The organism is Pseudomonas sp. 43NM1 (assembly GCF_002836905.1).
Classification (GTDB): domain Bacteria; phylum Pseudomonadota; class Gammaproteobacteria; order Pseudomonadales; family Pseudomonadaceae; genus Aquipseudomonas; species Aquipseudomonas prosekii.
In genome coordinates this window covers 32,555-47,479 of record NZ_MKGS01000113.1, presented here as the reverse complement: position 1 = coordinate 47,479, position 14,925 = coordinate 32,555, and the positions used below count along the sequence as shown (strand labels likewise).

Annotated in this window: 15 protein-coding genes; 7 read left to right on the top strand and 8 right to left on the bottom strand. The window is 57.7% G+C overall.

The genetic code is table 11. From position 1 onward, the window contains the following. Window positions 1-15 precede the first annotated feature (15 nt). Window positions 16-867: an MIP/aquaporin family protein gene (locus BI292_RS10365; protein WP_092278610.1), complete on the bottom strand. Its 852-nt coding sequence runs from the start codon at window positions 865-867 to the stop codon at window positions 16-18. A 370-nt stretch (window positions 868-1,237) separates the two neighbouring features. Between BI292_RS10365 and ybaK the strand changes: the two genes are divergently transcribed. After that, window positions 1,238-1,708 (top strand): Cys-tRNA(Pro) deacylase, encoded by a 471-nt coding sequence (ybaK, locus tag BI292_RS10360; RefSeq protein WP_101207817.1) that lies wholly within the window; start codon window positions 1,238-1,240, stop codon window positions 1,706-1,708. A gap of 115 nt (window positions 1,709-1,823) precedes the next feature. Here ybaK and BI292_RS10355 read toward each other — a convergent pair whose 3' ends face one another. Then, on the bottom strand, window positions 1,824-2,933 hold the full coding sequence (locus BI292_RS10355; RefSeq protein WP_101207816.1) for an ABC transporter ATP-binding protein: 1,110 nt from the start codon (window positions 2,931-2,933) through the stop codon (window positions 1,824-1,826). Continuing rightward, complete coding sequence (gene argF, locus BI292_RS10350; RefSeq protein ID WP_101207815.1) at window positions 2,930-3,850, bottom strand: ornithine carbamoyltransferase; 921 nt, start codon at window positions 3,848-3,850, stop codon at window positions 2,930-2,932. The genes BI292_RS10355 and argF overlap by 4 nt, the downstream gene beginning before the upstream one ends. Before the next feature lie 393 nt (window positions 3,851-4,243). Between argF and BI292_RS10345 the strand changes: the two genes are divergently transcribed. From BI292_RS10345 to grxD, 3 genes are all read left to right on the top strand, one after another. Then, window positions 4,244-4,534, top strand: a complete 291-nt coding sequence (locus BI292_RS10345; RefSeq protein ID WP_092278618.1) for a hypothetical protein — start codon at window positions 4,244-4,246, stop codon at window positions 4,532-4,534. Between the two features lie 134 nt (window positions 4,535-4,668). Then, complete coding sequence (locus tag BI292_RS10340) at window positions 4,669-6,774, top strand: molybdopterin oxidoreductase family protein (RefSeq protein WP_101207814.1); 2,106 nt, start codon at window positions 4,669-4,671, stop codon at window positions 6,772-6,774. 97 nt (window positions 6,775-6,871) lie between these two features. Continuing rightward, window positions 6,872-7,213 carry a Grx4 family monothiol glutaredoxin gene (gene grxD / locus BI292_RS10335; protein WP_101207813.1) on the top strand — a complete coding sequence of 114 codons (342 nt, stop codon included), beginning with the start codon at window positions 6,872-6,874 and terminating at the stop codon, window positions 7,211-7,213. A gap of 528 nt (window positions 7,214-7,741) precedes the next feature. Here the strand turns inward: grxD and bfr are convergent. Both bfr and BI292_RS10325 read right to left on the bottom strand, forming a co-directional pair. Beyond that, window positions 7,742-8,215, bottom strand: coding sequence for a bacterioferritin (bfr, locus tag BI292_RS10330; RefSeq protein WP_092278624.1), 474 nt, complete (start codon window positions 8,213-8,215; stop codon window positions 7,742-7,744). 198 nt (window positions 8,216-8,413) lie between these two features. Beyond that, a complete protein-coding gene (locus BI292_RS10325) occupies window positions 8,414-8,632 on the bottom strand; it encodes a bacterioferritin-associated ferredoxin (RefSeq protein ID WP_008057530.1) in 219 nt (72 codons plus the stop codon). Between the two features lie 313 nt (window positions 8,633-8,945). Here BI292_RS10325 and BI292_RS10320 point away from each other — a divergent pair, with 313 nt between their 5' ends. Beyond that, a complete protein-coding gene (locus BI292_RS10320; protein WP_092278626.1) occupies window positions 8,946-9,548 on the top strand; it encodes a peroxiredoxin in 603 nt (200 codons plus the stop codon). A gap of 75 nt (window positions 9,549-9,623) precedes the next feature. Here BI292_RS10320 and rnt read toward each other — a convergent pair whose 3' ends face one another. Together rnt and pyrC are read right to left on the bottom strand one after the other, a co-directional pair. Beyond that, the gene (gene rnt, locus BI292_RS10315) at window positions 9,624-10,298 is read right to left on the bottom strand and encodes a ribonuclease T (RefSeq protein ID WP_101207812.1); all 675 of its coding nucleotides are present in this window, start codon (window positions 10,296-10,298) and stop codon (window positions 9,624-9,626) included. Further along, window positions 10,295-11,341: a dihydroorotase gene (pyrC, locus tag BI292_RS10310; protein WP_101207811.1), complete on the bottom strand. Its 1,047-nt coding sequence runs from the start codon at window positions 11,339-11,341 to the stop codon at window positions 10,295-10,297. Before pyrC ends, rnt begins: the two co-directional genes overlap by 4 nt. 157 nt (window positions 11,342-11,498) lie before the next feature. Here pyrC and BI292_RS10305 point away from each other — a divergent pair, with 157 nt between their 5' ends. Both BI292_RS10305 and BI292_RS10300 read left to right on the top strand, forming a co-directional pair. Beyond that, on the top strand, window positions 11,499-12,407 hold the full coding sequence (locus tag BI292_RS10305; protein ID WP_092278633.1) for an OmpA family protein: 909 nt from the start codon (window positions 11,499-11,501) through the stop codon (window positions 12,405-12,407). A 128-nt stretch (window positions 12,408-12,535) separates the two neighbouring features. After that, entirely contained in the window at window positions 12,536-13,753 is a 1,218-nt protein-coding gene (locus tag BI292_RS10300) for an argininosuccinate synthase (protein ID WP_092278635.1), read from the top strand. Between the two features lie 129 nt (window positions 13,754-13,882). Here the strand turns inward: BI292_RS10300 and BI292_RS10295 are convergent, their stop codons facing one another. Next, on the bottom strand, window positions 13,883-14,581 hold the full coding sequence (locus BI292_RS10295; protein ID WP_101207810.1) for a hypothetical protein: 699 nt from the start codon (window positions 14,579-14,581) through the stop codon (window positions 13,883-13,885). Between the last annotated feature and the right edge of the window lie 344 nt (window positions 14,582-14,925).

Genomic DNA, 14,925 nt, shown 5'->3' with positions numbered 1-14,925 from the left:
CACGCGCCAACGGTATCAAGAAGTTCTTGGTTTGCCGTCAATGGCCGGTGCTGCGTCCTTTGTAGCAGGTTCGGCGCTCGGCAAATGACGGGCAATCAGCCCGCGATAAGCAGCAGCGCCGAGGCAGGCACCGACAATCGGTGCAAAGATCGGAATCAGGAAATACGGGATATCGCGCCCGCCGGTGAGGGAAATTTCACCCCAACCGGTAAAGAAAGTCATCAGCTTGGGTCCGAAATCACGCGCCGGGTTCATCGCAAAACCGGTCAGCGGGCCCATCGAGCTGCCAATCACCGCAATCAACAGGCCGATCAACAGTGGCGCCAGCGGGCCTTTGGGCAAGCCATTGTTGTCGTCAGTCAGGGACATGATCACGCCCATGAGGATCGCGGTGATGACCACTTCAACCAGAAACGCCTGGGCTGTAGACAGCGCAGGGTGCGGGAATGTGGAGAACACCGAGGCCAACTCAAGGCTGGCCTGAGTGCCACGAACCATTTGGTGAGTTTGTTCGTAATCGAAGAACAGATTGCTGTAGAGGGTGTAAACCAACAGGGCACCGCAAAACGCGCCAGCTACTTGGGCGAGGATGTAGAAGGGCAGTTTGCGCTTTTCGAAATCGGTGAAAATGCTCAGGGCGATGCTGACGGCTGGATTGAGATGCGCCCCGGAAATCCCGGCGGTGAGGTAGATCGCCATGCTGACGCCGACGCCCCAGATAATGCTGATTTCCCACAAACCGAAGCTGGCACCCGCGACCTTGAGCGCAGCAACGCAACCGGTGCCGAAAAAGATCAACAGGGCGGTGCCGAGGAATTCGGCCATGCATTGGCTGGAGAGTGGCGGTTGTTTTAAAGCAGTTGTCATCGAAAACCTCTTTTTTGTTGTTGTCTGGCGCTTTGTCATCGTGGGCAAAGCGCGATTTTCACCAGAACAGGATCCCCATCCTCTTTCTGGTTTACTGCCGGGTGCTGCTTTGTGCTCATTCGTACAGTATTCGCATTCGAAAAAATATAGACAAGAAACGCCGCTGTCAAAGGTCGAAAGTGAACCGTCAGTCACAATTAAACTATTCGTGGTGTGAATGATCGTCTTGATGGCGCGGCGAATTGCTCTCGAACCCTTCGCGCAGGCTGGTGCCAAGCCTTTGAAATGGCGCCGCAATAGAGCGTTTTGCGCGGCGATGACCTAGAATCCGGCGCAGTGTTTTTCTTCTGCCGTCGCGACTGGAGCCGTCATGACACCCGCATTGGATTTGTTGAAAAAAGTTCGAGCCGAACATCGCGTGCACAGTTACGAACATGATCCGAAAGCTGCGTCGTATGGGCTGGAGGCCGCGGAGAAACTGGCGTTGGACCCTGCGCAGGTGTTCAAGACGCTGCTGGCGGCCAGTGAGAAAGGCGAATTGCTGGTGGCGGTGGTGCCGGTGGTCGGAAGTCTGGATTTAAAGCACTTGGCGCAGGCGGCCGGGGTGAAGAAAGTTGAAATGGCTGACCCCGCAGCGGCGCAACGCGCGACAGGTTACCTGCTGGGCGGGATCAGCCCGTTGGGCCAGAAGAAGCGTCTGCGCACCTTTATCGACAGTTCGGCGCAGCCGTTCGCGAGTATTTTTGTCAGCGCCGGGCGCCGCGGGCTGGAGGTCGAATTGGCGCCGGCGGTGTTGGCCGAACATACGCAAGCGAAGTTCGCCGACATCGGCCGTCCCTGACGAATGCTGATGTAGGAGCGAGGCTTGCCCGCGAAGGCGTCAATCTTGCCGACATTTTTATCGGCAAAACTGGCGCTCTCGTGGGCAAACCTCGCGCCTATATTGAGAGGTGCGATCAGCTGGCGGTGCTGTAGCGGCGAACGCCGGATTCGACCACTGGAATCTGCGCCGCCGTGCTGCCGGACGCCTGGAACAACACCAGATGCTCGGCGACCACACGAATCCCGACCTGCGCGCCGACCAGATGATCCGCGTGGCTCGGGAAGATCGATTCCAGTTGCGCACCCGTCGGCAACTGCAGGCGATACAACGTCGATGCACCGAGGAACGTCTTGCCGACGATCCGCGCTTTCAAGGCGCTGTCCGGGTCATACACGATGTCGTCCGGGCGCAACAATACATCCACCGCGCCGCCAATCGGCCAAGTGTAGGCCCGGTTGCCGCGCAACTCACCGAGTTCGGTCTGTACCGATTCCGGGCTGCTCAACTGGCCACGAATGAAATAACCCTGGCCAATGAAACTGGCGACATAAGGTGTCAGCGGTTCGTGATAGAGGTTGTAGGGCGTATCCCACTGCTCAAGCCGACCTTCCTTGAACACCCCGACATGATCGCTTACGGCAAAGGCTTCTTCCTGGTCGTGAGTGACCAGAATCGCACTGGTGCCACGCGCCTTGAGAATGTCGCGCACTTCATGGCTGAGCTTGCGGCGCAATTCGCCATCGAGGTTGGAAAACGGCTCATCAAGCAGCAGTAATTGCGGTTCCGGCGCCAGTGCGCGGGCGAGGGCGACACGTTGCTGCTGGCCGCCGGACAGCTCGTGCGGGAAGCGCTTGCCAAGATTTTTCAGGTTGACCAGTTCCAGCAACTCTTCGGTGACGCGATCCTTTTGCGGATGCTTGCGAATGCCGAACGCGATGTTTTCGGCGACGCTCAAGTGCGGGAACAGCGCGTAATCCTGGAACACCATGCCGATCCGGCGTTTCTCCGGGGCGAGGGTGAAACCGGCGCTGGAAATAGTCTCGCCACCCAACTGGATTTCACCTTCGTGCACCGGTTCGAAACCGGCGATGGCACGCAACGTGGTGGTTTTGCCGCAACCCGACGAACCCAGCAGGCAACCGATGTCGCCGGCATTCAAGTGCAGGTTGAGGTTCTGCACCACGCGCTGGTCTTGATAGCCGCACGCGAGGTTGCGCAGGTTAAGCAGTAATGGCTGGCTCATGCGTGGTGATACGCCGGAGTGACCAGAAATTCGAGCAATGCTTTCTGCGCGTGCAGTCGGTTTTCCGCTTGATCCCAGGCAACCGAGCGCGGATCGTCGAGCAAGTCGAGGCTGATCTCTTCGCCCCGGTGCGCTGGCAGGCAGTGCATGAACAACACATCTTCGGCCGCGAGGTCGAGCAGGGCACGGTTGACCTGGAACGGTGCGAACAGCTTCAAGCGTTTGGCGGTTTCTTCTTCCTGACCCATCGAGGTCCAGACGTCGGTGCTGACCAGATGCGCGCCGCGCACGGCATCCCGAGGATCGCGGACGATGCTCACGCGATCGCCGGCCTTGGCCATGAACTCGGCGCTAGGCTCGAAACCTTCCGGGCAGGCAATGCGCAATTGGAAGTCGAACTGAATTGCCGCTTCTATATAGCTGTTGCACATGTTGTTGCCGTCGCCGATCCACGCCACGCTCTTGCCCTGAATCGAGCCGCGATGTTCGAGGAAGGTCTGCATGTCGGCCAGCAACTGGCACGGGTGCAAGTCATCGGACAGGCCGTTGATCAGCGGCACGCGCGAATTGGCAGCGAATTCGGTCAGGGTGCTGTGGGAAAAAGTACGGATCATCACCGCATCGAGCATGCTCGACATGACAATCGCGGCGTCACCAATCGGTTCGCCACGGCCCAGTTGAGTGTCGCGCGGCGAGAGGAAAATCGCCTGGCCGCCGAGCTGGATCATCCCGGCTTCGAACGAGATACGCGTGCGCGTCGAGGACTTCTCGAAAATCATCCCGAGCACGCGGTTTTTCAGAGGCTCGAACAGTACGCCGCGGTTACGCAGGTCCTTGAGCTCAACGCCTCGACGGATCACGCTGACCAGCTCTTCGGGCGTGCAATCCATCAGGGAGAGAAAGTGCCTTGCGCTCATCATTGACTACCTTTTTGCTACAAACCGCAGATGCTCAAAGCCTTGTTTAACGGAACAACGGGCGAGACCTGCGGCGTAAGCCGCACGGGGCGACGAAATAGGGGAAGGCGCGATCTTATAATTAAATGTCGCGTCTTACCAATAGGGGGCTTATTTTTCCGCCTGCGCAGATGTTTCAGGATTTGCAGTGGAATGACGCATTTGTACACGGTGCCCAAGCTCGATTGCAAATAACCCGGACGCAGAAAGCGAGATCTTCGAGAGTCGCCAAGCGCTTACCAAGCTCGGTGAGTGTTCATTTGGTCGGAACAGCCACGCTGTCGGCGTCGAAACATTTGCTAATGCAAAGTGCTGGGTTATAACTACGGCTCGAGCGACGCAGGAAGCCTACGCATGGAATCGAAAGAACAACAGTTAATGGAACTACTTGGCCTCACGGCCCGCTCTCTGACCCATCTCACCGCCTCCATGACTTCAATGTCGTTTGAGTTGATGCGCAGCGACGACGAAGTGACCAAAGCCGCCGGCCGACGCATGATCGACCGCATGGCGACCATCAGCTCCGGGCTCGACGAGCATTGGCGCCTGATCGGCGAACTGACCGGGGTGCATATCGCCCACGAGCAGATCGAAACCATCCAGGAAATCCAGTTGCAGGCGCCGCCACGGCTGCCGACCAACTGACGCTTGCGGGCCATCGGCTGGCCTGATGGCTGGCGATTCACAAGACGAACGTCGCTGGCGCAGCGACGGTTCGCGCGCCATAGTTTTGTTCCCGCGGCCGACTTTGCCCGCCCAGAACAAAACAGAGACTGGCCATGACCAAGACTCTCCACCACCGTGCCTGCCACCTGTGTGAAGCCATTTGCGGCCTGACCATCGAAACCACCGAAGCCGAAGGCCAGGTGCAGATCACCTCGATCAAGGGTGATCCGCTGGACACCTTCAGCCGTGGGCACATTTGCCCGAAAGCGGTGGCGCTGCAGGATATTCAGAATGATCCCGATCGCCTGCATCAGCCGATGCAGCGCGTGGGCAGTGAATGGCAGCCGATTGCCTGGGAAGACGCCTTCAATCTGGTCGCCGAACGGCTGGCGGCGATTCAGGAGCGGCATGGGCAAAACGCGGTGGCGGTCTATCAGGGCAACCCCAGCGTGCACAACTATGGGTTGATGACTCACAGCAATTACTTTCTCGGTTTGCTGAAAACCCGCAACCGTTTTTCTGCGACCTCGGTCGATCAGCTGCCGCATCACCTCACCAGTCACCTGATGTACGGCCACGGCTTGTTGCTGCCGATTCCGGACATTGATCACACCGATTTCATGTTGATCCTCGGCGGCAATCCGCTGGCGTCGAACGGCAGCATCATGACCGTGCCGGACGTGGAAAAGCGTCTGAAAGCGATTCAGGCGCGCGGCGGCAAAGTGGTGGTGGTCGATCCGCGCCGTAGCGAAACCGCTGCCATTGCCGATCAGCACGTGTTCGTGCGCCCCGGTGGCGATGCGGCGCTGCTGTTCGGGCTACTGAATACCTTGTTCGCCGAAAACCTCACGCGCGACAGCCATTTGCCGGTCGATGGTCTGGATCAGGTGCGCGAAGCGGTCGCGAGTTTTACTGCCGAAGCCATGAGCCCGCTGTGTGCCGTGCCTGCCGAGCAGATTCGCCAATTGGCCCGAGACTTCGCGGCGGCGCCAAGCGCCGTGTGTTATGGACGCATGGGCGTGTCGACCCAGGCGTTCGGGACGTTGTGCCATTGGGGTGTGCAGTTGATCAATCTGGTGACCGGCAATCTTGACCGGGTCGGCGGCGCGCTGTGCACCGAGCCGGCGGTGGATCTGGTGGCTTCGACCTCGGGTGGGCATTTCAATCTGTGGCAGAGCCGCGTGTCCGGGCGCCCGGAATATGCCGGGGAATTGCCGGTGTCAGCGCTGGCCGAGGAAATGCTCACTGGCGGTGAAGGGCAGGTGCGTGCGCTGGTCACTGTGGCGGGCAATCCGGTGCTGTCGACGCCCAACGGCCGCCAACTCGAGCAGGCGCTGGATGGCCTGGAGTTCATGGTCAGCATCGACCTGTACATCAACGAAACCACGCGTTACGCCGACCTGATCCTGCCGTCGACCTCGGCGCTGGAAAACGATCATTACGACACCACCTTCAATATGTTCGCGGTGCGCAATGTCAGCCGTTTCAATCGAGCGATCCTCGCCAAGCCGCAAGGCGCGCTGCATGACTGGGAGATTTTTGTCGGGCTGGCCAAAGCCTTCGCGGCGAAAACCGGCAAAGAACTCAAGCCGACGATTGCCCCGGCGCAGATGATCGACCGGGGTTTGCGCATGGGCATGTATGGCGATGCGGCGGAGCAAAAACTCTCGCTGGCGACCTTGTTCGATCATCCTCACGGCGTTGATCTGGGCGCGCTCAAAGCCAATTTGGCGCCACGCCTGAAAACCGCGAATCAGCGTGTGCAAGCCGCGCCGCCGGCGATCCTTGCCGATCTGGCGCGTTTCGCTGCGCTACAAGCCCCGGCGACCGATGAGTTGCTGATGATTGGCCGTCGGCATGTGCGCAGCAATAACTCGTGGATGCACAACTATCATCGATTGGTGAAAGGCAAGCCGCGTCATCAGTTGCTGATGCACCCTGAGGACCTGGCCAGTCGTGGGCTCAGTGATGGGCAACTGGTGCGAGTAAGCTCGCGGGTCGGGGCGATTGAAGTCGAAGTGCTCGGCAGCCTCGACATGATGAAAGGCGTGGTCAGCCTGCCGCACGGTTGGGGTCACGCGCGACCGGGCGTGCAGATGGCGATTGCCAGCAGTCAGCCGGGATCGAGCGCCAATGACCTTACTGATGAGTGTCAGCTCGATGAGTTGTCGGGGAATGCGGCGTTGAATGGTGTGCCGGTGACCGTGGCGGCGGCTTGATCGAGTCTGTCGGGGAGTCCGAGCATGGCGCTCGGGTTTCCGTTACAATGCGCCACCGTGCCGACCACTGAGTCGGAAAGTTCAGCCGAGGTGCTCCATGGATATCATCGAAACGATTAAAGAGCAGATTGCTAACAACACCATTCTGCTTTACATGAAAGGCTCGCCGAATGCCCCGCAGTGTGGCTTCTCCGCGAAAGCCGCGCAGGCTGTAATGGCCTGTGGCGAAAAGTTCGCTTACGTGGACATCCTGCAGAACCCGGAAATCCGCGCCAACCTGCCTAAGTACGCCAACTGGCCAACCTTCCCGCAATTGTGGGTTGGTGGTGAGCTGGTCGGCGGTAGCGACATCATGACCGAAATGGCCGCTGACGGTTCGCTGCAGGCCACGATCAAAGCCGCTGCCGATAAAGCCGCAGCAGCCAAGACCGAAGCCTGATCCGCTTCGGCCGTTGTAGGAGCAAAGCTTGCTCGCGAAGCAGGCGCCGCGGTTTATCAGTAACACCGCGTCATCGTTCTTCGCGGGCAAGCCTCGCTCCTACAGGACGTATGCGATCTGCTTCGGATCTTGTAGGAGCAAAGCTTGCTCGCGAAGCAGGCGCCGCGGTTTATCAGTAATACCGCGTCATCGTTCTTCGCGGGCAAGCCTCGCTCCTACAGGACGTATGCGATCTGCTTCGGATCTTGTAGGAGCAAAGCTTGCTCGCGAAGCAGGCGCCGCGGTTTATCAGTAACACCGTGTCATCGTTCTTCGTGTGCAAGCCTCGCTCCTACAGGACGGATGCGATCTGCTTCGGCTCTTGTAGGAGCAAAGCTTGCTCGCGAAGCAGGCGCCGCGGTTTATCAGTAGCACCGCGTCATCGGTCTTCGCGGGCAAGCCTCGCTCCTGCAGAAGCGAGGCAATAAAAAGCCCCGCACCTCATAAGAGGGCGGGGCTTTTTAGTGTCTCGAGTTTAGCGAACGCTAATTACTCTTCGCCCATCTGCGATTGCAGATAGTTCTCAAGACCAATCTTGTCGATCAGGCCCAGCTGAGTTTCCAGCCAGTCGATATGTTCTTCTTCGGCTTCAAGAATGTCTTCAAGCAGTTCACGGCTACCGAAGTCGCCAACGGTTTCGCAGTGTGCGATCGCGACCTTCAAATCCGCGTGACCGGTGCGTTCGATACGCAGGTCGCACTCAAGCATTTCGCGGGTGTGCTCGCCGATCTGCAGCTTGCCCAGGTCCTGCACGTTCGGCAGACCTTCGAGAAACAGGATGCGCTTGATCAGCTTGTCCGCATGCTTCATCTCGTCGATGGATTCTTTGTACTCGTGCTTGCCCAGCTTGTTCAGGCCCCAATCTTCGTACATGCGTGCATGCAGAAAGTATTGATTGATCGCGACCAGCTCATTGGCAAGGATCTTGTTGAGATGCTGGATGACTGTAATGTCGCCTTTCATGATCGGGTCCTGTCCTGTATTAACTGACTATGGGCCAGAGTTTGAGCCGCACAACTAACAGTGTCAAACCTAAGTTATTGAAAGTTATATGAAAATTAATCGGAATAAGAATGTTTGTGTTCCGCGTCTAGAACCTAAGCGATTGATTTTCAGGCATAAAAAAACCGGACATGAGTCCGGTTCTTTGAAATTGGGTAGTTATGCGGCTGTAAATTCAACTGGAAAAGGAATCGCAGCCTGGGCCGTTTGCAGCTTGGTAAGGGTTTCGCGAACTACTTCCTTGGCCAGGCAGGCGCATTTGCCGCATTGGCTGGCTACGCCGGTAGCCTGACGGACTTCCTTGTAGCTGCAGCATCCTTCATAGATTGCATCGCGGATTTGACCGTCGGTGACGCCAGTGCAGAGGCAGACATACATAAGTGAGAACCGTCGCTGGTTGTGACTCAATTGCGGTGGATCTTAATGTTAACGAGAATGATTGTCAAAGTGGTTTCTGTAAACCCTGTGCAACTACTGCCAGTGTCTGACGAACGGTTTTAGTCGGGCAATCGGCCATTAGCGCTCTCGGCAGCAAATTGCCGTGCCATCAAAAAACCATTAAAGACAGCTCAAATACGCCGTGTATGATGGGCGGTCCTTACCAAGCAGGTTCGTGTCACAGGGATGTCGCTTGCGGGTGGCAGGCTGACGCGAAACCCGAGCTTCACGTTATTAGACCAGGAGATATCCAATGAGCGTACTCGTAGGCAAACAAGCCCCGGACTTCACCGTACCGGCCGTTCTCGGCAACGGCGAAATCGTCGACAGCTTCACCCTGTCTTCGGCCATCAAAGGCAAATACGGCCTGGTGTTCTTCTACCCACTGGACTTCACCTTCGTTTGCCCGTCCGAGCTGATCGCTCTGGACAACCGCGTTGCTGACTTCAAGGCACGCAACGTTGAAGTGATCACCGTTTCGACCGACTCGCACTTCACCCACAACGCATGGCGCAACACCCCGGTGAACAATGGCGGTATCGGCCAGGTTCAATACACCATGGCTGCCGACATCAAGCAGGAAATCATGAAGGCCTACGACGTTCAGTCCGCTGACGGCGTGGCATTCCGTGGCGCCTTCCTGATCGACGACAAAGGCGTCGTCCGCTCGCAGATCATCAACGACCTGCCGCTGGGCCGTAACATCGAAGAGCTGGTTCGTCTGGTCGACGCTCTGCAATTCCACGAAGAGCACGGCGAAGTCTGCCCAGCCAACTGGAAAAAGGGCGACAAAGGCATGACCGCTTCCACCGAAGGTGTTGCGGCTTACCTGACCGAGCACGCTGCGGCGCTGTAAGCCCAAGCGTCAGGCATAAAAAAACCGGCCATTGCGGCCGGTTTTTTTGTGGGCGGGATAAACCCTGCGACTGCATCAGTCGTTGAAGTCTTCCCAGCCGCCCATTTGTTTCCAGCGATTGACGATGCCGCAGAACAGCTCGGCAGTCTTCTCGGTGTCGTAGCGTGCCGAGTGAGCCTCGCGACCGTCAAAGTCGATGTCGGCAGCCTGGCAGGCCTTGGCCAATACCGTCTGGCCGTAAGCCAGGCCTGCAAGGGTCGCGGTGTCGAAACTGGAGAACGGGTGAAACGGGTTGCGTTTCATGTCCAGACGCGCGACCGCGGCGTTGAGGAAGCCCAGGTCGAAGCTGCTGTTGTGGCCGACCAGAATCGCCCGTTTGCAGCCGTTGGCTTTCAGCGCCTTGCGGATCCCACGGAAAATATCGGTCAGCGCGGTTTCTTCGCTGACGGCCATGCGCAGCGGGTGATCAAGCTTGATCCCGGTGAATTCCAGCGCCGCCGCTTCAACGTTCGCGCCTTCAAACGGCTCGACGCGGAAGAAGTAGGTGTGGTCGGGATATACAAAGCCTTTTTCATCCATCGCGATGGTGGTCGCGGCGATTTCCAGCAATGCGTCGGTGGCCGAGTTGAAACCACCGGTTTCTACGTCGACGACAACCGGCAGGTAACCACGAAAGCGCGCTGCCATTGGATGGCGAGGACCGCCGCCGCCCTGACCGTCCTGTTCGTCGTCGAAATGGTCTTCACTCACGCGTGTTCCTCCAGCAGGCGCCAGCGCAGTTTTTCACCGGCGCGCAGCGGGATTACGGTCAGCTCGCCAAATGGCAGGCTGGTTGGGGCGGTCCACTCTTCGCGGACCAGGGTAATGCGATCGGTGTTCACCGGCAGGCCATAGAAACGCGGGCCGTTGAGGCTGGCGAAAGCTTCGAGCTTGTCCAGCGCATTGCGTTGTTCAAAGGCTTCGGCGTACATCTCGATCGCCGCATAAGCGGTGTAGCAACCGGCGCAGCCGCAAGCGGCTTCTTTGGCATGTTGCGCATGCGGCGCCGAGTCGGTGCCGAGGAAGAACTTCGCGCTGCCGCTGGTGGCGGCGTCGAGCAGGGCTTCCTGGTGAGTATTGCGCTTGAGAATCGGCAAGCAGTAGAAGTGCGGCCGAATCCCGCCCACCAGCATGTGGTTGCGGTTGTACAGAAGGTGATGCGCGGTGATGGTCGCGCCAACGTTGGCCGGGGCCGCGTTGACGAATTCCACGGCGTCGCGGGTGGTGATGTGTTCGAACACCACTTTGAGCGTCGGGAAACGCTCGACCACACGCCGCATGTGCTCATCGATAAAGATTTTTTCGCGATCGAAGACGTCGACATCGCCACGGGTGACTTCACCGTGAATCAGCAAAGGCATCCCGACTTCGGCCATGGCCTCGATCGCCGGGAAGATCTTGTCGATGCTGGTGACGCCAGAATCCGAGTTGGTGGTGGCGCCGGCCGGGTACAGCTTGGCGGCGTGAACGAAACCGCTGGCCTTGGCTTCACGAATTTCTTTGGGCTGGGTGCGGTCGGTCAGGTACAGCACCATCAGCGGTTCGAAACGACTGCCGGCCGGGCGTGCAGCGAGAATCCGCTGGCGATAGCCGTCGGCTTCAGCGGCGTTTCGCACCGGAGGTACCAGGTTAGGCATGATGATGGCGCGACCAAAGGTGCGCGCGACATCCGCAACGGTATTGGACAAAACAGCACCATCGCGAAGATGAATATGCCAGTCGTCGGGACGCAGCAGGGTCAGGCGGTCGGACATGAGGGGATTCCAGGCGGGTCAAACTGAGGGGAATGCTACCGGAAAAGACTCATGCAGGCACCCGCTATCAAGTTTTGCAGGAACCTGACGATATCCAATGGGTATGCCGTAAACATCTGTGTCGGTCTTTTTGTTGTAGAAGCCAGTGGAGCCTCCCGTGCGCCAGCGTTATTTAGCCTTGCTCAGTGTGTTTGCCAGCCTTCCCGCAATGGCGCTCACTTTCCAGACACGTCTGGAGAGCATCGAGTGGACGGTCGAAGGTGACAAGTTCGAATGCCGCCTGACCCAGCCGATCACCGATTTCGGTTCGGGCGAGTTCGTGCGACGTGCTGGCGAGCAGGCGATTTTTCGTCTCAAGGCCTACAACTCGGTGATCGGCGGCGGTTCCGCGACCTTGCTTGCGGCCGCTGCGCCATGGCAGCCGGGGCGTGGCGACATCAACCTGGGTTCGGTGAACATCGGCAGCGGCAACGTCCTGTTCAACAGTTCGCAAGTGCAGGCCGGACGCCTGATCAGCGGTTTGATGGACGGCCGCAGCCCGGTGATTCGTCGTGCTTCGGGCGATGGCCGGGTGTCGGAGGTGCGTCTGCTGCCGGTGAAATTCAACAAGGCTTTCAATGACTATCAAAGTTGCGTGGCCAAGCTCCTGCCACAGAATTTCGAACAGGTGAAGCAGTCCGAAGTCGGCTTCCCCGGTGAAGGCGTGGATCTCGATCCACACGCCAAAGCCAAATTGCAGGTGATGCTGGAATTCATCAAAGCCGACCCGACGGTCAATCACATCGAGCTCGACGGCCACTCCGACAACAGCGGCAACCGCCTGACCAATCGTGAACTTTCACGTCGTCGCGCATTGGCGGTCATGGACTTCTTCAAGGCCAATGGCATCCAGGAATCGCAGATCACCATGCGTTTCCACGGCGAACGCTATCCGTTGGTGCCGAACTCGAATGCGGCCAACCGCGCGAAGAATCGCCGGGTCGCGGTGCGCCTCGAACGCGTCGCGCCGACCGACAAACCGGCGCCGCAATCGGCCTCGGCGGCGAGTGCTGCGGCCACTTCCTGACTCGGCGGTCATCGTCGCGCCGGCGTAACAATCTGTCGCTTCGTCGTCATAAGCTGTCGCGCCTCTGTAAATTATTCCGTATGAGCGGTAGACTTCCCGGCTTTCCGTAAACCCCGTGGAGTGATGGCATGGCGGACGTAAACAAGGTCGTTCTGGCGTATTCCGGCGGCCTGGACACTTCGGTGATCCTCAAGTGGCTGCAGGATACTTATAACTGTGAAGTAGTGACCTTCACCGCTGACCTGGGTCAGGGCGAAGAGGTCGAACCGGCCCGCGCCAAGGCTCAGGCCATGGGCGTCAAAGAAATCTACATCGACGATCTGCGCGAAGAATTCGTGCGTGACTTCGTCTATCCGATGTTCCGCGCCAACACCGTTTACGAAGGCGAGTACCTGCTGGGTACTTCCATCGCTCGTCCGTTGATCGCCAAGCGCCTGATCGAAATCGCTAACGAAACCGGCGCCGACGCCATTTCCCACGGCGCGACCGGCAAAGGCAACGACCAGGTCCGTTTCGAACTGGGCGCCTACGCGCTCAAGCCAGGCGTGAAAGTCATTGCCCCGTGGCGCGAATGGGACCTGCTCTCGCGTGAAAAGCTCATGGATTATGCTGAAAAGCACAACATCCCGATCGAGCGTCACGGCAAGAAAAAATCCCCGTACTCGATGGATGCCAACCTGCTGCACATCTCCTATGAAGGCGGCGTGCTGGAAGACACCTGGACCGAGCATGAAGAAGACATGTGGAAATGGACCGTCTCCCCGGAGAAGGCTCCTGATAAAGCGCAGTACCTGGAACTGACCTACCGCAACGGCGACATCGTTGCACTGGACGGTGTCGAAATGACCCCGGCCACCGTGCTGGCGACGCTGAACAAAATCGGTGGCGAACACGGTATCGGTCGCCTCGACATCGTCGAGAACCGTTACGTGGGCATGAAGTCCCGTGGCTGCTACGAAACCCCTGGCGGCACCATCATGCTGCGCGCTCACCGTGCGATCGAATCGATCACCCTGGACCGCGAAGTCGCTCACCTCAAAGACGAGCTGATGCCTAAATACGCCAGTCTGATCTACACCGGTTACTGGTGGAGCCCTGAGCGTCTGATGCTGCAGCAGATGATCGATGCGTCCCAGGCACACGTGAACGGCGTTGTGCGCCTGAAACTGTACAAGGGCAACGTGATCGTCACTGGCCGCAAGTCCGATGAGTCGCTGTTCGACGCCAACATCGCGACCTTCGAAGAAGATGGCGGTGCTTACAACCAGGCCGACGCGGCGGGCTTCATCAAGCTCAACGCCTTGCGTATGCGCATCGCCGCGAACAAGGGTCGCAAGCTGTTCTGAAACCTTGGTTGCGCTGATTGAACGTGTGGCCCTGTCGCTTTTCGTCGACAGGGCCACAGTTCGTTTCTCATCGCTGACATGTCTTTGTCCGCACTTGTGCCATTTCCTGCAAAACCTTTCTCTTGCCGATCATTCATCCTCCGTTTGATCCGGCTCTGTCACCGTCAGTGAACTCAGGTTGTAAACCACACAGAAGGCGCAGAAGTCCTTTTGCTGCTGTTGCGAGTACACCTGCATGCCTTGCTCAAGTAATTTCTCCGATTTGTTGCACGCCAAAAATACGATCGCCTTCGTTGGCTGACAGCGAGCGCCGTGAATGCCCTCTATCAATGTGGCGAAATCCGCGGCGGCGTTCATTCCGCGTGTGTCGATGATCTGCAACTTCTTCAGCGGGCCCGGCAAATGGAAGCTGTGTCGCACTCGCGTCCGGGTTTGCAGATGGATATGGGTGGGCGACTCGGGTGCGCTGAAGCCCGGAGGTGATTGTTGCCGGGGCGCCGAGCGAACACTGTTTTTCAGTTTTGTCACGGAACCCCTGATGCGAGCAGGTTTTGCGTCTTGTGCAGGCTCGGCCTCGCCGAGGACTTTGAGGAAACTTTGATCCTCATTGAAGTCCGAGGGCGCGTACAGTGATCGATAGTTGAAGTTGAGCGTCAGAAAGAAAAGAAACAGCAAGTAAAAAGGAAAGCTGATCAAAAACCATACGTAGACTTCTCGGTCATCATCACCAAGAAAAGGTAAGGAAACAGCGGCTGAGGCTTCAGACAGCGTTGCGAATATCGCAATAATTGTCATCGGGTTGGATATTTTCCTGTGGAGTTTTTTCATATCTATGGCTCATGAGTTCTGGGTTTTCTCGTGGGTTGCAGTAGTAGTTTAAGTTCGGGTGCAGATGTTTTATTAAAGTGCGTAAGTGTTGTATGCGTCAGTTGTATTTTATGTGGGTAACTCTAGTTTGGTTCGGATAATTTTGTTGGCTGTTGTTGTTTCAAAAGTTTATACCGTCTTTCCGTGTATTGTTCAGTAGTGAAAAAATGTCGACGCGTTATGTTGTGGAATGAATTTTGATCCGACAATATTGGTTGCTTTTAAACGTCGCCATGCGCTCGATTTGCACGGATTCAGCAGCCAAACGGTCGGTCAGGCACCTTGGAAGTTGTAGGCCGATACAA

Coding starts and splice junctions, on each gene's coding strand:
- BI292_RS10300 (WP_092278635.1), top strand. CDS start 12,536: ATGGCGGACGTAAACAAGGTCGTTCTGGCGTATTCCGGCGGCCTGGAC.
- bfr (WP_092278624.1), bottom strand. CDS start 8,215: ATGAAAGGCGACATTACAGTCATCCAGCATCTCAACAAGATCCTTGCC.
- BI292_RS10365 (WP_092278610.1), bottom strand. CDS start 867: ATGACAACTGCTTTAAAACAACCGCCACTCTCCAGCCAATGCATGGCC.
- BI292_RS10355 (WP_101207816.1), bottom strand. CDS start 2,933: ATGAGCCAGCCATTACTGCTTAACCTGCGCAACCTCGCGTGCGGCTAT.
- grxD (WP_101207813.1), top strand. CDS start 6,872: ATGGATATCATCGAAACGATTAAAGAGCAGATTGCTAACAACACCATT.
- BI292_RS10320 (WP_092278626.1), top strand. CDS start 8,946: ATGAGCGTACTCGTAGGCAAACAAGCCCCGGACTTCACCGTACCGGCC.
- argF (WP_101207815.1), bottom strand. CDS start 3,850: ATGAGCGCAAGGCACTTTCTCTCCCTGATGGATTGCACGCCCGAAGAG.
- BI292_RS10345 (WP_092278618.1), top strand. CDS start 4,244: ATGGAATCGAAAGAACAACAGTTAATGGAACTACTTGGCCTCACGGCC.
- BI292_RS10325 (WP_008057530.1), bottom strand. CDS start 8,632: ATGTATGTCTGCCTCTGCACTGGCGTCACCGACGGTCAAATCCGCGAT.
- pyrC (WP_101207811.1), bottom strand. CDS start 11,341: ATGTCCGACCGCCTGACCCTGCTGCGTCCCGACGACTGGCATATTCAT.
- ybaK (WP_101207817.1), top strand. CDS start 1,238: ATGACACCCGCATTGGATTTGTTGAAAAAAGTTCGAGCCGAACATCGC.
- BI292_RS10295 (WP_101207810.1), bottom strand. CDS start 14,581: ATGAAAAAACTCCACAGGAAAATATCCAACCCGATGACAATTATTGCG.
- BI292_RS10340 (WP_101207814.1), top strand. CDS start 4,669: ATGACCAAGACTCTCCACCACCGTGCCTGCCACCTGTGTGAAGCCATT.